Origin of the sequence: Pseudomonas sp. FIP_A4 (assembly GCF_036701605.1) — a bacterium.
GTDB classification, from domain to species: domain Bacteria; phylum Pseudomonadota; class Gammaproteobacteria; order Pseudomonadales; family Pseudomonadaceae; genus Stutzerimonas; species Stutzerimonas phenolilytica.
Map to the genome: position 1 here is coordinate 171,623 of NZ_JAYDXP010000126.1, position 16,306 is coordinate 187,928.

The 16,306-nt window shown below is 68.2% G+C and carries 9 protein-coding genes; 3 read left to right on the top strand and 6 right to left on the bottom strand.

Going from position 1 to position 16,306, the window contains the following annotated elements:
• Nucleotides 1-3: 3 nt before the first annotated feature.
• Nucleotides 4-4,707, bottom strand: coding sequence for a PAS domain S-box protein (locus tag U8L64_RS14025; RefSeq protein ID WP_333398100.1), 4,704 nt, complete (start codon nucleotides 4,705-4,707; stop codon nucleotides 4-6).
• 165 nt (nucleotides 4,708-4,872) lie between these two features.
• Nucleotides 4,873-6,471: a L,D-transpeptidase family protein gene (locus tag U8L64_RS14030; RefSeq protein ID WP_333398101.1), complete on the bottom strand. Its 1,599-nt coding sequence runs from the start codon at nucleotides 6,469-6,471 to the stop codon at nucleotides 4,873-4,875.
• Between the two features lie 215 nt (nucleotides 6,472-6,686).
• Here U8L64_RS14030 and U8L64_RS14035 point away from each other — a divergent pair, with 215 nt between their 5' ends.
• On the top strand, nucleotides 6,687-7,397 hold the full coding sequence (locus U8L64_RS14035; RefSeq protein ID WP_165594909.1) for a murein L,D-transpeptidase catalytic domain family protein: 711 nt from the start codon (nucleotides 6,687-6,689) through the stop codon (nucleotides 7,395-7,397).
• Between the two features lie 76 nt (nucleotides 7,398-7,473).
• On the opposite strand, the gene ilvD is transcribed toward U8L64_RS14035, so the two are convergent.
• Together ilvD and U8L64_RS14045 are read right to left on the bottom strand one after the other, a co-directional pair.
• Complete coding sequence (gene ilvD / locus U8L64_RS14040; protein WP_333398102.1) at nucleotides 7,474-9,312, bottom strand: dihydroxy-acid dehydratase; 1,839 nt, start codon at nucleotides 9,310-9,312, stop codon at nucleotides 7,474-7,476.
• Nucleotides 9,313-9,578: 266 nt separating this feature from the next.
• Nucleotides 9,579-10,913 carry a dicarboxylate/amino acid:cation symporter gene (locus tag U8L64_RS14045; protein WP_054094340.1) on the bottom strand — a complete coding sequence of 445 codons (1,335 nt, stop codon included), beginning with the start codon at nucleotides 10,911-10,913 and terminating at the stop codon, nucleotides 9,579-9,581.
• Nucleotides 10,914-11,161: 248 nt separating this feature from the next.
• On the opposite strand from U8L64_RS14045, the gene U8L64_RS14050 reads away from it, so the two are divergent.
• Both U8L64_RS14050 and U8L64_RS14055 read left to right on the top strand, forming a co-directional pair.
• A complete protein-coding gene (locus U8L64_RS14050; RefSeq protein WP_234303146.1) occupies nucleotides 11,162-13,003 on the top strand; it encodes an ATP-binding protein in 1,842 nt (613 codons plus the stop codon).
• A gap of 2 nt (nucleotides 13,004-13,005) precedes the next feature.
• On the top strand, nucleotides 13,006-14,364 hold the full coding sequence (locus tag U8L64_RS14055; RefSeq protein WP_043299470.1) for a sigma-54-dependent transcriptional regulator: 1,359 nt from the start codon (nucleotides 13,006-13,008) through the stop codon (nucleotides 14,362-14,364).
• 6 nt (nucleotides 14,365-14,370) lie between these two features.
• On the opposite strand, the gene U8L64_RS14060 is transcribed toward U8L64_RS14055, so the two are convergent.
• Nucleotides 14,371-15,567 carry a class I SAM-dependent rRNA methyltransferase gene (locus U8L64_RS14060; RefSeq protein ID WP_043299471.1) on the bottom strand — a complete coding sequence of 399 codons (1,197 nt, stop codon included), beginning with the start codon at nucleotides 15,565-15,567 and terminating at the stop codon, nucleotides 14,371-14,373.
• A gap of 79 nt (nucleotides 15,568-15,646) precedes the next feature.
• Nucleotides 15,647-16,189 (bottom strand): type 1 glutamine amidotransferase domain-containing protein, encoded by a 543-nt coding sequence (locus tag U8L64_RS14065; protein ID WP_333398103.1) that lies wholly within the window; start codon nucleotides 16,187-16,189, stop codon nucleotides 15,647-15,649.
• Nucleotides 16,190-16,306 lie beyond the last annotated feature (117 nt).

Here is a 16,306-nt window from a genome sequence, read left to right on the forward strand (position 1 = left end):
GGCCTAGCCGTCGCGCTCGATCAGCTGACGAATGCGCTGGCCGAGGGCATCGATGCTGAACGGCTTGGCCAGCATGTCCATGCCCGGCCCGAGGAAGTCGCCGCGCACCGTGGCGTCCGCCGCATAGCCGGTAATGAACAGCACCTTCAGCTGCGGCCGTTGCTGGCGCGCGAGGTCGGCGAGCTGGCGGCCGTTGAGACCGGGCAGGCCGAAGTCGCTGACCAGCAGATCGATGCGCTGCTCGCTCTGCAGGTAGGGCAGGGCGCTGGCCGCGTCGCAGGCTTCGAGTGCGGCATAGCCCAGCTCGTGCAGCACTTCGATCACCAGCATGCGTACGGCGGCTTCGTCCTCGACCACCAGCACCGTCTCGCCATGCTGTGCCTGCGGTACCTCGGCGGGTGCGGGCGTGTTCGCCGATTCTTCCAGCGTGCTGTGGTTGCGCGGCAGGTAGAGGGTGATCCGCGTGCCCTCGCCCGGCGTGCTGTCGATGTGCACGTGGCCGCCGGTCTGCTTGGCGAAACCGTACACCATCGACAGGCCGAGGCCGGTGCCCTGGCCGATGGGCTTGGTGGTGAAGAACGGATCGAACGCCTTGGCGATCACCTCTGCGGTCATTCCGGCGCCGCTGTCGGCGATGCTGAGCACCACGTAATCGCCGGGCTCCGGACCGTTCGGCTGCGCGCTGGCGATCTGCACGCAGCGGGTACGCACCTGTAGCTCGCCGCCGCTCGGCATGGCGTCGCGGGCATTGATCACCAGGTTGAGCAGGGCGTTTTCCAGCTGGTGGGCATCGGTATACGCCAGCCAGGCGTCGGCCTGCAGCTGGGTATGCAGGCGAATGTGCTCGCCGATGGTGCGCCGCAGCATGTCCTCCATCGAGACCACCAGCTGATTGACATCCACCGGCTTGGGGTCGAGCGACTGGCGGCGCGCGAACGCGAGCAGGCGATGGGTCAGCGCCGCGGCGCGGTTGGCGGAGGTCATCGCGGCGTCGATGTAGCGGTGCAGGTCACCGCTGTGGCCGTTGTTGACCCGTCGCTGGATCAGGTCCAGCGCGCCGAGCACACCGGTCAGCATGTTGTTGAAGTCGTGCGCCAGGCCGCCGGTGAGCTGGCCGATGGCTTCCATCTTCTGCGCGTGGCGCAGCGCCTCTTCGGCGCGTTCGCGCTCGGCCATCTCGATGTGCAGGCGGCTGTTGATCGCCGCCAGCTCGCGGGTGCGCTCGGCGACCCGGCGTTCCAGGCTTTCGTTGAGTTCGCGCAGGGCTTCCTCGGCGGCGACCTGGGCGGTGATGTCGGTATTGGTGCCGAACCACTGAGTGACCTGGCCGAAATCGTCGCGGATCGGCAGCGCGCGGGAGAGGAACCAGCGGTAGACGCCGTCCTTGCCGCGCAGCGGGAAGGTCTCCTCCCACACCGAGCCGATGGCGAAGGCACGCTTGAGCGAGGCGCTGACCCGCTCGTGGTGGTCGGGGTGGTTGACCGCGCGCCAGCCGAGCGCGCGCATTGCCTCGAAGGTGGTGCCGGTGTAGTCGTACCAGCGCTTGTTGTACCAGTAGATGCGCCCGCTCGGGTCGGCCATCCAGGCGAACTGGCTGATGTTGTCGGCCAGCGTGCGGAACTGCTCCTCGCTCTCGCGCAGCGCACGCTCGGCGCGCATGCGTTCGTCGGCATTCCAGGCGCGATCGGCGACCTCGCGGATGAACGAGATGTCGTCGTCGAGCCAGATGCGCGGCTCGCCATGCAGCAACATCAGCGCGGCAGCGAGCTGGCCCTGCTCGAACAGCGGCACGCAGACCAGACTGCGGATCTGCCGTTCGCTGTACAGGTCGGTCTGGGCGACGGTGCGCGCGTCGTGCAGCACATCGTCGATCACCACCAGATCATTGTTCTGCAGGTCGTAGTAGAGGTCGCCGAAGTCGGGGAAATGCACCCGCTCGCTGCTGTCGCGCGAGGCGCCGTCGCTCCAGTAGCGCTCGATGGTGGCGTAGAGGCTGCCGGGCTCGATGCTGGCGAACAGCACCCGTGCCACACCCAGCGTGCCGCCGATGACGCTGACCGCGGCGTGGGCGATGGTCTGGCTGTCGTGCTGCTCGCGCAGCAGATCGCCCAGCTCGATCAGCGCGGTCTGGCGCTGTTCGGCCAGGCGGCGTTCGCTGATCTGCTGTTCGAGTAGCGCGTTCATGCGCAGCATGTGCTCGGCAGCATTGCGCTCGGCGGTGATGTCGCGCGCGGTGCCGAGAATTCGCACTTCGCCGTTGGCATCCAGCACGCGGCGGCCGCGGTTGGTCAGCCAGCGGAACTGCTCGGTCCGGGTGTCCAGCACGCGGTAGTCGAGCTGGAATTCGCCGCCGTCCTTGCCCTGCAGTGCGCGGCCGAGGGCGGCCAGCAGCTCGGCGCGGTCATCCGGGTGCACGCGCGCCAGCACCTCGTCGACACGCGGCGCCGGCTGCTCCGGCGACAGCCCGGCCAGCGCCTTGAGCTGGGCATCCCAGTGCATGCTGTGATGGGTGTCGTTGTATTCCCAGACGCCGATCGAGGCGATTTCGTTGGCCAGGCTGACGCGCTGTTCCGCTTCGCGCAGCGCGCGGTTGGCGCTGGCGCGCTGGCTGGCGTTGCGGATGCGGTCGACCACTTCGCGCACCAGCGCGACATCGGCCTGGTTCCAGTGACGCGGCAGCCGGCTGGCGAACAGCAGGAACAGCCGGTTGGGCTGCTGCGCGGAAATCGGCAGCGGGGCGAACAGCAGGCTCTGGCTGGCCAGGCTGGCGTGCAGTTGCCGCGGCTGCGAGTCGTCGGCGGCGTCGAGCAGGTTTTCCAGCACCAGGATGCTGCCCTGCGCCAGGTGCTGGGCCAGCACCTCGGCGCTGCTGCCGAGCGGGTGTCGACCCAGCCGGTCGGGGCTGTTCGCGGCACGCCATTGGCGGCTGACCACCAGCGTGGTGGCATCCTCCAGATGGCCGTAGGCGATGCAGTCGGTGCGCGTCAGCCGGCCGAGGCGTTCATCCAGCACGCAGCCGATGTCGACCTGCGTGTCGTCTTCCTGCAGCCGGTCGCTGATCTCCAGCAGGAAGGCCTGCAGCGCGTCGCCGTGGGTGCGCTCGCTGATGTCGGTGAAGGTGCAGATCGCGCCTTGCAGCTCGCCGTCGCGGTAGATCGGCGCGACCCGGTAGGCCACCGGCAGGCTGCTGCCGTCCTGGCGGAAGAACAGCTCGTAATCGACCTCGCGCGGCTCGCCGGTGACGGCGGTGTGCTGGATCGGACAGTCGTGCACCGGGTAGTCGCTGCCGTCCGGATGGCTGTGATGGATGATCCGGTGCAGGTGGCGCCCGAGCACCTGGTCGCGGCTTTCGAAGCCGAGCAGGGTGAGGAACGCCTGGTTACACAGGGTCACGGCGCCGCTGCGGTCGATGGAATAGAAGCCTTCGCTGGCCGAGTCGAGCAGCAGGCGGGTGAAGGCTTCGCTTTCCAGCTGCTGCGCCTGGGCGCGGCGGCGGTTGTCGATATCGTGGGCGACGCAGAGCCAGTGCTGCACCGCGCCGGCGCTGTCATAGACCGGCGCGGCGCTCAGCTGGAACCAGCGCGTGCTGGCATCGGCGGCGATCAGCGGCAGGTCGAGGCTGAACGGCAGCCGGCCCTGTACTGCCTGTCGCCACTGCTGCGCCAGCGTCGTGCGTTCCGCCTCGGCTACCGCCGCGAGCCAGCCGTCGCCGCGCGAGGCATCCTCGTCGAGCCCGGTGAAGTCGCTCCAGTAGCTGTTGCAGAACGTCAGCGCGCCATCCGCGTCGCACTGCCAGACCACCTGCGGACTGAGGTTGACCAGCGTGCGGTAACGCTCCTCGGCGGCGCGGGTGGCGGCCTGCTCGGCCTGCAGTGCGGTGAGGTCGCGCATGATCTTGATGAAGCCGTGCGGTTGCGATCCTTCCCGCAGTACGGTGAGCGTGCCGCTGCCCCAGAAGCGGCTACCGTCGCGTCGGCGATACCAGCGCTGGTGCACAGCGGAGCCTTGCGCCAGCGCATCCTGCAGCGCCTGGCGGGTTACGTCCTGACTGTTCTGCTCGGCGAGCAGTTCGCTGAAGCAATGGCCGAGCATCTGTTCGGCGTCCCAGTGAAGGATGCGATGGGCGCCCTCGTTCCAGCTGGTGATGCGGCCTTGCAGGTCCAGCGTGATGACCGCGTGGTCGATCACGCTGTCGATGATGTGGCGGTCGCGCAGCAGCTCCAGCTGCGCCATCGCCTGGCGGCCCAGCGACTGCAGGCGTCGCCCGGCGTCCGCGTCGAGCACGCGCGGCTCGCGGTCGAGCACGCACAGCGTGCCCAGCGGCAGGCCGTCGGCGGTGCGCAGGACGGCCGCCGCGTAGGAGGCGGCCGGTGTGCCGTCGGCCAGGTGTGGCAGCTCGACGCCGTCCGGCAGGCAGTCGGCCTGCAGGAGCGCCAGCGATTCGGCATGCTCGATGGCCCAGGCGCTTGCCGTTCCGTTACGTGGCACGGTCGCGCGGTCGGCGCCGAGGGCCGTCGGGCAATGCTGCTGCTCGGCGGTGATCAGGTGCAGCGCAGCCGCCGGTGCCGCGCAAAGCTCGGCGGCGAGCGCGAGCAGATCGTGAAAGTCCGCCTCGCACAGGCTGCCCGGCACGAAGTAACGCGCCAGTGCGGTCAGGCGCTGGGTTTCGGTCCATTCCCTGGCGTGCGTGCTGTGATCGGTGTTCAAGAAGTGTTCTGCTCGGCTGTCCATGGCGCTGAGCCAGCCATCGGTTGGCCGGACGGTAGATGGGTCCGCATGGGCCACGCAGCCCTCGCGGCAGTCAGCAAGAGACTAGCGCGCGAGTGCTTTGGTTCAAGCGCGGCCGGCAAAAGCCGCCGGCCCGACGCCGGTTCAGTCGCGCTGTGCGCGGTTCAGTGCGGCCAGCAGGGCGGCGTCCTGGCGGTAGATATCCGGGCGGTACTGCGGCTCGCCCTGTTCGTCCGCCTCGGCCGTCCAGTACGCCATGAGGATCGGCATCGGTCGCGCCAGCCGGTACTCGTGGGTGACGCCGGTTTCCAGCAGGCGCGCGACTTCGGCACGCTCGCGATCATCGAGCAGCAGGTCGACGACCTGCAGGGCGCCCTCGACGCGCACGCAGCCCGAGCTGGTGGTACGCGCCGCCTGGGTGAACAGGCGCTGGCTGGGGGTGTCGTGCAGGTACACCGAGAAGGGGTTGGCGAAGCGGATCGCCACCCGACCGAGCGGATTTTCCGGCCCGGCGTCCTGGCGCAGGTAGATGCCGTGCGGGCTGCTCCAGTCGACGTGCTGCGGATCGAGGCGGTTACCCTGGGCGTCGAGCACGCGCAGGCGGCTGCGCTCCAGGTAGCCGAGGTCTTCGCGGATCAGCGGCAGCTTGTCCTCGCGCAGGATGGTCGGCGGCACGGTCCAGGTCGGATTCAGCGTCAGCCGGGTAACCGTGGACTTGAGCGGCGGCGTGCGTCGCCCCTCGCGGCCGACCTGGGTGCGCGTCTGCCATTGCACCTCGCATTCCTCGAGCAGGATCAGCCGGGCGCCGGCGATATCCACCAGCAGCGAGCGCGGCTCGATTTCGCGGGCGATCCAGCGCAGGCGCTCGAGGTTGATGCGCAGCTGATCCAGGCGGCTGGCCGGGCTGACGTTGAGCGCCGCCAGCGTGCCGCGACCGACCAGCCCGTCGGGCTCCAGCCCGTGCTGGCGCTGGAATGCCTCGACCGCAGCGACCAGCACCGGGTCGTAGCGCCGGCTCTCGTCGCCGATCAGGCCCAGCCCGGCGTGGCCGAGCAGGCGCTCGCGCAGCAACGGCACGCGGGCGTCGAGCATCTGCGGGCGCAGCGTCGGTCCGGCGGGAATGATCGGCCACTGCGGCGGCGGTTGGCTGCGCAGACGCGCGTAGGCGGCGCGCAGAGCGAGGTATTGCGGCAGGTCCGGGCGCGCTTGGGCGAAGGCATCGGCCAGGTCGTCCAGACCGCTGCTGGCGAGTTCCAGCGCGGCCTGGCGGTCGTCCTCGACCGGCCAGTCGGGGCTGCGCCACAGCGGTTCGGTCTGCTCGCGCGGCAGGCGGCCGTAGGCCAGGTCGTGCAGGGCGCTGAGGTAGGCGTGGCTGGTCAGCAGATCGCTGCAGATCCGGTGCTGCGGCGCGGCGCTGGCGCTATGCGTCAGTTGGCGGATGCGTTCGAGGTGGTAGCTGGCCGGGGCCAGGCCGTCGTCGGCCAGCTGTTCGAGCTGGCGCAGCAGGCCATCGATCTGCCGGTAGGAGCGCCACACCGGCGCGAAATCCTGCCGCGCATAGAACCCTTGCAGGCGCTCGCGGGCGGCCGGTTGCAGCGGCGGGAGATAACCGCTGCAGTACGCCGGCAGCTGTTCGAGGGCGGTGCGCAGCGGAGTGGCGGGCTCGTCAGTCGGCGCGGCGAGGGCCGCCAGCGGCAGCAGCAAGAGCCCGGCAGCCAGACGAAATGCGTGTTTTTTGTACAACGTTGCGCTCCCCACCTACCGTTCGACTGCTAGACTGCGCGGCATTCGACCCCAGCCGCGGCGGCGGTGCAGGTCGATCCGATCACTAGAACATACCGTGTCGGGCCAGGCCGATGACAGCCTGGCCCGAGTTGTGTCGCTACACTTTGGGGTAGCGAGTATAAGGCGCCGGCCGGACAGGAAGTCGCAAGGTCGTGCCCGATGAGGTTTTCTACATGCGTCCGTTGCTGCGACGACTCTGCCTGTTGGCAGGCCTGTCTGTCCTGTCGGCGCCCGTCTGGGCGACCGTTCCCGTCTATCAACCGCTGGTCGACAGCCTCGCGCGCGTGGCGCCGACGCTGGATCGCCAGGTCCTGACCCATGCCGTTGCCGCCATGCAGTGCGCGGTGAACAACGGCGCCGCGCCGGCCCAGCGCCTGGCGGTCATCGATTTCTCGCTGCCCTCGTCCGAGCGGCGTCTGTGGATCTTCGACCTGCAGCGCAGCACTTTGTTGCTGCGTGATCTGGTCGCCCACGGGCAGAAGTCCGGCGACAATCACGCCACGCGCTTCTCCAACGCGGTGGGCAGCCACCAGTCGAGCATCGGCCTGTTCCGCACCGCCGAGAGCTACAGCGGCAAGCATGGCTATTCGCTGCGCATGGACGGCCTGGAGCCGGGCATCAACGATCGCGCCCGCGAGCGCGCCATCGTCATCCACCCGGCGGCGTACGTGAATCCTGCCTGGATCGCCACCCAGGGCCGCATCGGCCGTAGCCAGGGTTGCCCGGCGGTACGCCCGGAAGTCGCGCGGATGGTGGTCGACAGCCTCAAGGGCGGGCAATTCATGTTTTCCTGGTATCCCGACCAAAAGTGGCTGCAATCCTCGGCCTACCTGAACTGCAAGCCGAACCAGGTGGCGAGCATCCTCGCGGCCCGTCGCGGCTGAGTTGCCGCCCGCCCTGGCGGGTTGGCTAGAACGAAAAAAGCCCGGCACATGGCCGGGCTTTTTCTTTGCCGCCGGATCAGTCGCCGAGCAGCGCCTTGTTACGCACCGCGCCCTTGTCGGCGCTGGTGGCGAGCAGGGCGTAGGCCTTGAGCGCGGTCGAGACCTTGCGCGCGCGCGGCTGGGCCGGCTTCCAGCCGAGCTTGTCCTGCTCGATGCGGCGGTGGGCCAGCTCCTCATCGCTGACCAGCAGCTGGATGCTGCGGTTGTGGATGTCGATGTGGATGCGGTCGCCTTCGCGTACCAAGCCGATGGCGCCACCGGCAGCGGCTTCCGGCGAGGCGTGGCCGATGGACAGGCCCGAGGTGCCGCCGGAGAAGCGGCCGTCGGTCAGCAGCGCGCATTCCTTGCCCAGCCCCTTGGACTTCAGGTAGGAGGTCGGGTAGAGCATTTCCTGCATGCCCGGACCGCCTTTCGGCCCTTCGTAGCGGATGATGACGATGTCGCCCGGCTTCACCTCGTCGGCGAGGATGCCCTTCACGGCGCTGTCCTGGCTTTCATAGATCTTCGCGGTGCCTTCGAAGACATGGATGGATTCGTCCACGCCGGCGGTCTTCACCACGCAACCATCCAGCGCGATGTTGCCGTAGAGCACCGCCAGGCCGCCTTCCGCGGAGTAGGCATGTTCGACCGAACGGATGCAGCCTTCGGCGCGATCCAGGTCCAGGCTCGGCCAGCGGGTGGCCTGGCTGAACGCGGTTTGCGTCGGGATGCCGGCCGGGCCGGCCTTGAAGAAGGTATGCACCGCTTCGTCATTGGTCTGGGTGATGTCCCACTGCGCGATGGCCTCGGCCATGGTCTTGCTGTGCACGGTGGAGACGTCGGTGTGCAGCAGGCCGCCACGCGCCAGTTCGCCGAGGATGGAGAAGATGCCGCCGGCGCGGTGCACGTCTTCCATGTGGTACTTCTGGATGTTCGGCGCCACCTTGCACAGCTGCGGCACCTTGCGCGACAGCGCGTCGATGGCGCGCAGGTCGAAATCGACCTCGGCCTCCTGGGCCGCGGCCAGCAGGTGCAGGATGGTGTTGGTCGAGCCGCCCATGGCGATATCCAGCGTCATGGCGTTCTCGAATGCCTTGCGGTTGGCGATGTTGCGCGGCAGCACGGAGGCATCGCCGTCCGCGTAGTAGCGCTTGCACAGCTCGACGGCGATGCGCCCGGCACGCAGGAACAGCTGCTCGCGGTCGGCATGGGTGGCCAGCGTGGTGCCGTTGCCCGGCAGGGACAGGCCGAGGGCTTCGGTCAGGCAGTTCATCGAGTTGGCGGTGAACATGCCGGAGCAGCTGCCGCAGGTCGGGCAGGCGCTGCGCTCGTACTCGGCGACGGTTTCGTCGGAGCAGGAATCGTCGGCGGCGGCGACCATGGCGTCGACCAGGTCCAGGCCGTGCGCGGCCAGTTTGGTCTTGCCGGCTTCCATCGGCCCGCCGGAGACGAACACCACCGGGATGTTCAGGCGCAGCGCGGCCATCAGCATGCCGGGGGTGATCTTGTCGCAGTTGGAGATGCAGACGATGGCGTCGGCGCAGTGCGCGTTGACCATGTACTCCACCGAGTCGGCGATGATCTCGCGCGAAGGCAGCGAATAGAGCATGCCGTCGTGACCCATGGCGATGCCGTCATCGACCGCGATGGTGTTGAATTCCTTGGCCACGCCGCCGTGCTTCTCGATCTCGCGGGCGACCAGCTGGCCCATGTCCTTCAGGTGCACGTGGCCGGGCACGAACTGGGTGAAGGAGTTGGCAATGGCGATGATCGGCTTCTTGAAGTCCTCGTCCTTCATCCCGGTGGCGCGCCACAGGGCACGGGCGCCGGCCATGTTGCGGCCGTGGGTGGAGGTTTTCGAGCGGTAATCGGGCATGGCAATCGTCCTGCTGAGGCTGGTCAGGTTTTAAGCATATGGTGAGCGTGCTGCACGCCCGAGGCAAACGCGGTGGATGTCTGTCGGGGGCGGGGCCGGGTGGTCAGGCGGGATCGCCGCTGCTTCGGCCGGCTCGCGAGTCCGCCTGAGGTGGGGCAGGAGCGGGGATTCTAATCCCAGCCGGCGCGCGGGCGAAAGGGCGGCGGTCGGCCGCCCGAACGGCACGACGCCCGGGCGGGCCGGGCGTCGTGGGTATCCGCGGCCGGTCAGGCCGTCTGCGGCAGCTCGACAGGCTCCGGCGCCGTGGTGCTCGGCCGCTCGAGTGCGGCGACGAGCTGCTGCTTGTCCAGCTCGCCCTCCCAGCGGGCGACGACGATGGTCGCCACCGCATTGCCGACCAGGTTGGTCAGCGCGCGGCACTCGGACATGAAGCGGTCGATGCCGAGGATCAGCGCCATGCCGGCCACCGGCACCGCCGGCACCACCGAAAGCGTCGCGGCCAGGGTGATGAAGCCGGCGCCGGTGATGCCCGCCGCGCCCTTGGAGCTGAGCATCGCCACCAGCAGCAGGGCGATCTGGTCGCCGAGCGACAGGGGAATGTCGGTGGCCTGGGCGATGAACAGCGCCGCCAGGGTCATGTAGATGTTGGTGCCGTCGAGGTTGAACGAGTAGCCGGTGGGAATCACCATGCCGACCACCGAGCGCTTGCAGCCGGCCTTTTCCATCTTGTCCATCAGCGTCGGCAGCGCCGCTTCCGAGGAGCTGGTGCCCAGTACCAGCAGCAGTTCCTCCTTGATGTAGCGAATCAGCGCGAGGATCGAGAAACCGTTGTAGCGCGCGACGGCGCCCAGCACCACCAGCACGAACAGCAGCGCGGTGATGTAGAAGGTGCCGATCAGCATCGCCAGGTTGGCGATCGAGCCGATGCCGTACTTGCCGATGGTGAAGGCCATGGCACCGAAGGCACCGACGGGCGCGGCCTTCATCAGGATCGCCACCAGCTTGAACACCGGCGCCACCAGGTCCTGCAGGAAGCTGACCACCGGCTTGCCCTTGTCGCCGACCAGCGCCAGGGAAATACCGAACAGCACGGAGAAGAACAGCACCTGGAGGATGTCGCCGGAGGCGAAGGCGCCGACGATGGTGGTCGGGATGATGTTGCTCAGGAAGCCGACGATCGACTGCTCATGGGCCTTCAGCGCGTAATCGGCCACCGCTTTGGGGTCCAGCGAGGCCGGATCGATGTGCATGCCGGCGCCGGGCTGGATCACGTTGCCGACGATCAGGCCGATGATCAGCGCCAGGGTCGAGAAGGTCAGGAAATACAGCATGGCCTTGCCGGCGACGCGGCCGACCTTCTTCATGTCGGACATGCCGGCGATGCCGGTGGCGATGGTGAGAAAGATCACCGGCGCGATGATCATCTTGACCAGCTTGATGAAGGCGTCGCCCAGCGGCTTCATCGCCTCGCCGACTCCAGGGTAGAAGTGGCCGAGGGTGATGCCGAGGATAATCGCGGCGATCACCTGCACGTACAGGTGCGCGTAGAGCGGCGTTTTCCGTGGGGGCAGGGAATCGGTTTCGGGGTGCGCAACGATCATTTCTTGTTCTCCAGGGCCTGCCAGGCCAGGTTCATGGGGAGGTCGACGCCTCGTCATGTTCCTCATGGCAAATGTCGCGCCAGCTTTCCTGCATTAGATAACTTGTTGATTTAGCTAGTTAAAAACCTAAGAACCGAGTTATTGAACGTCATGCTTGTGCGAAACACCGCACATCCGGTTTGATGCCTGTGCGGAATTCGGCGCACTATGCGCACCCCACACCCGATCTGCGCCGGGGCGCTACCGCGATGAGCGAAGCCACACTCAGCAAGGCCGTCTTGCGTCGCCGTCAGCGCCGTGAAGCGGGGCTTTTCGCCCTGCTGGCGGCACTGCTGGTGGGCGTTGCGCTGTGGCTGGCTGGCACGCATGGCCGCGACGAGGCCTATGCCGCCCTAAACGAGCGCGGCCAGCACGATGCAGCGCTGCAGAGCGCGTTGCTGAGCACGGTGCTGGAGAAGCAGCGCTCGCTGCCTTTCGTGCTGGCCGACGACCGCGATATCCGCGACGGCTTGCTCACCCGCGACGATCAGGCGCTGCGACGCATCGACCGCAAGCTCGAGGCGCTGCTGGCCGGCACCCAGGCCTCGGTCATCTACCTGTTGGATGTCGACGGCGTGGGCGTCGCGGCGAGCAACTGGCGGGAGCCGGCCAGCTTCGTCGGCAGTCGTTACGATTTCCGCGCCTATTTCCGCGATGCGCTGCGCGACGGCCATGCCGAGCACTACGGCCTGGGCAACGTCAGCAAGCGGCCGGGGCTATACATCTCGCGGCGCGTCGACGGGCCGTCCGGGCCGTTGGGCGTGATCGTGGTCAAGGTCGAGTTCGATACGGTGGAGCAGGACTGGCGCCGCTCCGGCGGGCTGACCTATGTGGTCGACGAGCGGTCCATCGTGCTGGCGACCAGCGTGCCGCACTGGCGCTTCATGGCCGTGGCGCCCATCGAGCCGCAGCGCAAGACGGCGATCCGCGAGAGCCTGCAGTTCGGCGATGCGCCGCTGGCGCCGTTGCCGCTCGAGGCGCGTGCAGACGGCACCGCCGATGTGGTGCGGGCGCAGCTGGCGCCGGACCGACCCGCGCATGGCTATCTGCGCGTGGCGACGGCAGTGGCCGGCACCGGTTGGCAGCTCAACCTGCTGCTGCCGAGCGAGGCCGTGGTGGCGCGCGCGGTACGCCAGAGCCGTACCGCCACGCTGTTCGTGCTGGTGCTGCTGCTCGGCAGCGGTGGGCTGTTTCTCTATCGTCGCCAGAAGAGCGACGAGCGGACGGTCGATCACCACAACGCGCGCATCGAGCTGGAGCGGCGCGTGGCCGAGCGCACCCGCGCGCTGAGCGAGGCGCATGACCAGCTGAAGATGCAGATCGACGAGCGCCTCAAGGCGCAGACCAGCCTGCAGACCGTGCAGCAGGAACTGGTCCAGGCCAACCGTCTGGCGATCCTCGGCCAGGTCGCCGCCGGCGTCGCGCACGAGATCAACCAGCCGGTGGCGGCGATCCGCACCTATGCCGACAACGCGCGCACCTACCTCAAGCGCGGCGATCCGCAGGGCACCGAACGCAAGCTGGAGCAGATCGCCGGCCTCACCGAGCGCATCGGCACCATCACCGACGAGCTGCGCACGTTCTCCCGCAAGGGCCGGGCGAAGGCCGAGCCGACGCGACTCGACGAGGTGATCGAGGGTGCGCTGCTGCTGCTCGGCAGTCGCTTTCGCCAGCGCTACGGCGCCATCGACGCGCAGCTGCCGGCGCCCGGCCTGCGGGTCATGGGCACGCGCATCCGCCTGGAACAGGTGCTGATCAACCTGCTGCAGAACGGCCTGGAGGCGGTGGAAAGCCGGCCGGACGGGCGCGTCGAGATCAGCGTGGTGGAGGGCGCGTCCGGCGTCGAGCTGATCGTCAGCGACAACGGCGGCGGCATCGCGCCCGAGATCATGCAGGCGCTGTTCACCCCCTTCAACACCTCCAAGGCGGCTGGGCTCGGGCTCGGTCTGGTGATCTCCAAGGACATCGTCAGCGACTTCGGCGGCCGCATCGAGGTCGTCAGCGGCCCGCAGGGCACCCGTTTCACCGTCCATCTGCAGAAGGCAGCCTGAACATGAATGACCGTCCCCGCGTCGCGTTCGTCGATGATGACGCCGAGCTGCGCAACGCCAACCAGGAGTCGCTGGAACTGGCCGGCTTCGAGGTTTACCCGTTCGCCGATGCCGAAAGCGCGCTGGCGTTTCTCGATGCCGATTTCCCCGGCGTGGTGGTCAGCGATATCCGCATGCCGCGCATCGACGGCCTGGAGCTGTTCCAGCGACTCAAGGCGCTGGACGCCGACCTGCCGGTGATCCTCATCACCGGTCACGGCGACGTGCCGATGGCGGTCGCGGCGCTGCATGACGGTGCCTACGATTTCATCGCCAAGCCCTACGGTGCCGACCGGCTGGTGCAGAGCGTCAGCCGCGCGGCGGAAAAGCGCCGGCTGGTGCTGGAGAACCGCCGCCTGCGACTGGCGGCGCAGAGTGCCGAGGAGTCGCTGCCGCTGATCGGCCAGACCCCGGCGATGGAAAACCTGCGACGCACCATCCGCCACATCGCCGACACCGAGGTGGACGTGCTGATCGCCGGCGAAACCGGCAGCGGCAAGGAGGTGGTCGCCAGCCTGCTGCACGAATGGAGCAGCCGGCGCAGTGGCAATTTCGTCGCGGTGAACTGCGGGGCGCTGCCGGAAAGCATGATCGAGAGCGAGCTGTTCGGCCACGAGGCGGGTGCGTTCACCGGCGCGCAGAAGAAGCGCATCGGCCGCATCGAGCACTCCAGCGGCGGCACGCTGTTCCTCGACGAGATCGAGAGCATGCCGCCGGCGGCGCAGGTACGCCTGCTGCGCGTGCTGGAGCAGCGCACCATCGAGCCGCTGGGCAGCAACGAAAGCCGCGAGCTGAGCCTGCGCGTGGTCGCCGCGTCGAAGATCGACCTGGGCAACCCGGTGCAGCGCGGCGATTTTCGCGAGGACCTGTACTACCGGCTGAATGTGGTGACGGTGTCGATTCCGCCGCTGCGCGAGCGCAAGGAAGACATTCCGCTGCTGTTCGCGCATTTCATGCAGCGCGCCGCCGCGCGCTTCGGCATCGAGGTGCCGCAGCTCTCGCCGCAGGTCAGCCGCTACCTGTTTCAGCACGACTGGCCCGGCAATGTGCGCGAGCTGGCGCATTTCGCCGAGCGGCTGGCGCTGGGGCTGGGCGATGTCATCGCGCCGCCGGCGACACTGCGGATCGAAAGCGGCCATGCCAGCCTGCCGGCCCGCCTCGAACAGTACGAGGCGGACCTGATTCGCGAGGCGCTGCTGGCCAACGCCGGCGACGTGCGCTCGACCCTGGAGACGCTGGGCATCCCGCGCAAGACCTTCTACGACAAGCTGCAGCGCCACGGCATCGACCGTGCGCAGTACGTGCGCAAGGCCGACGACTGACGCGAATCAGCTGTTGGGCAGGATGCGGCAGGTCAGGCTCTTGATGTAGCGGGTCTCCGGGATCGCCGGGTGTACCGGGTGGTCCGGCCCCTGCGCGCCGCGTTCGAGCAGCTGGATGTTGCGGTCCAGATGGCGCGCGCTACCGAGCAGGATGTTCTGCAGATCGTCTTCGGGCAGGTGCATCGAGCAGCTGGCGCTGACCAGGATGCCGTCCTTGTTGAGCAGGCGCATGGCCTGTTCGTTGAGCCGGCGGTAGGCCGCCTCGCCGTTCTTCAGGTCCTTCTTGCGCTTGATGAAGGCTGGCGGGTCGGTGATGACCACGTCGAAGCGCTCCTCGGCGTTCTTCAGTTCCTTCATCGCCTCGAAGGCATCGCCCTCGACGCAGGTCATCCTGTCCGCCACGCCGTTGAGCGCCGCGTTGCGCTCCACACCATCGAGGGCGAAGGCCGAGGCATCGACGCAGAATACTTCGCTGGCGCCGAACGCCGCCGCCTGCACGCCCCAGCCGCCGATGTAGCTGAACAGGTCGAGCACCCGCTTGCCCTTCACGTAGGGCGCCAGGCGCGCGCGGTTCATGCGGTGATCGTAGAACCAGCCGGTTTTCTGCCCGGCGATCACCGGCGCCTCGAACTTCACGCCGTTCTCCTCCAGCGCGACCCATTCGGGCACCACGCCGAAGGCGGTGTCGACGTAGCGCTCCAGGCCCTCGGCGTCACGCGCACTGGAGTCGTTCTTCCACAGCACGCCGCTGGGCTTGAGCACCTGCACCAGCGCTTCGAGCACGGCGTCCTTGTTGCGCTCCATGGTCGCCGAGGCGAGCTGCACGACGAGGATGTCGAAGAAGCGATCGACCACCAGACCCGGCAGCAGGTCCGAGTCGCCGTAGACCAGGCGGTAGCACGGCTGGTCGAACAGCCGCTCGCGCAGGCTCAGCGCGACCTGGATGCGGTGCACCAGCAGCGACTTGTCCAGGCTGTGCTTGAGGTCGCGCGACAGCAGGCGGGCGCAGATCAGGTTGTTCGGCGACACGCCGACGATGCCCAGCGGTTTGCCGCCGGCCGCTTCGAGGATCGCCTGGTCGCCGGCGACGAACCCGGACAGCGGCGTGGCGGCGGTGTCCACCTCGTTGCTGTAGACCCACAGATGGCCGGCGCGCAGGCGGCGATCGGCATTGGCTTTGAGGCGCAGGCTGGGCAGGGTCATTGGCGGGGCTCCCGGAAAAAGACGGGCATTCTAAACGAGCCGTGCTCCGGCGACATGAAAAGCGCGCCAGCCGTGCGCTTCAGACCGTCTGCAACGCCTCGATCAGTGCGCTGCCGAAGGCCGGGATGTCGTCGGGCTTGCGGCTGCTGATCAGCCCGCCATCGACCACCACCGGCTCGTCGACCCACTCGGCGCCGGCGTTGCGCAGATCGTCGGCGAGCGAGGGCCAGCTGGTCATGCGCCGGCCCTTGACCAGTCCGGCGGAGATCAGCAGCCAGCTGCCGTGGCAGATCACCGCGATCGGCTTGCCCTTCTGCGCCGCCTCGCGCACCAGCTGCTGGGCTGTGGCATCGGTGCGGATGGTGTCGGAATTGACCACGCCGCCGGGCAGCAGCACGGCGTCGTAGTCGGCGATGCGGATAGCATCGAAAGTCTGGTCGACGTGGAACTTGGTGGCCGGTGTGGTGTGGTTCCAGCCGGTCACCTCGCCGTTCTTCGGCGCGACGATGTCGGCGCGCGCGCCGGCGTTTTCCAGCGCCTCGCGCGGGCCGGTCAGTTCCGCCTGCTCGAAGCCGTCGGTCACCAGAATTGCCACGCGTTTGCCTGTGAGGGGTTGGCTCATGGGCTGCCTCCGTCGATTCGCCCGCGATGTGCGGGGCACCTGATTTCGGACACGCAGGTGCACGAAAGTTCGCCGCTCCCGGCCGGGCGGCGCCGGTGGCCCGTGCTAGGATGCGTT

What these genes read in the sequence shown, in the direction of transcription:
- U8L64_RS14045 (WP_054094340.1), bottom strand. Translation starts at nt 10,913, where the DNA reads ATGATCGTTGCGCACCCCGAAACCGATTCCCTGCCCCCACGGAAAACG.
- U8L64_RS14060 (WP_043299471.1), bottom strand. Translation starts at nt 15,567, where the DNA reads ATGACCCTGCCCAGCCTGCGCCTCAAAGCCAATGCCGATCGCCGCCTG.
- U8L64_RS14055 (WP_043299470.1), top strand. Translation starts at nt 13,006, where the DNA reads ATGAATGACCGTCCCCGCGTCGCGTTCGTCGATGATGACGCCGAGCTG.
- U8L64_RS14050 (WP_234303146.1), top strand. Translation starts at nt 11,162, where the DNA reads ATGAGCGAAGCCACACTCAGCAAGGCCGTCTTGCGTCGCCGTCAGCGC.
- ilvD (WP_333398102.1), bottom strand. Translation starts at nt 9,312, where the DNA reads ATGCCCGATTACCGCTCGAAAACCTCCACCCACGGCCGCAACATGGCC.
- U8L64_RS14065 (WP_333398103.1), bottom strand. Translation starts at nt 16,189, where the DNA reads ATGAGCCAACCCCTCACAGGCAAACGCGTGGCAATTCTGGTGACCGAC.
- U8L64_RS14035 (WP_165594909.1), top strand. Translation starts at nt 6,687, where the DNA reads ATGCGTCCGTTGCTGCGACGACTCTGCCTGTTGGCAGGCCTGTCTGTC.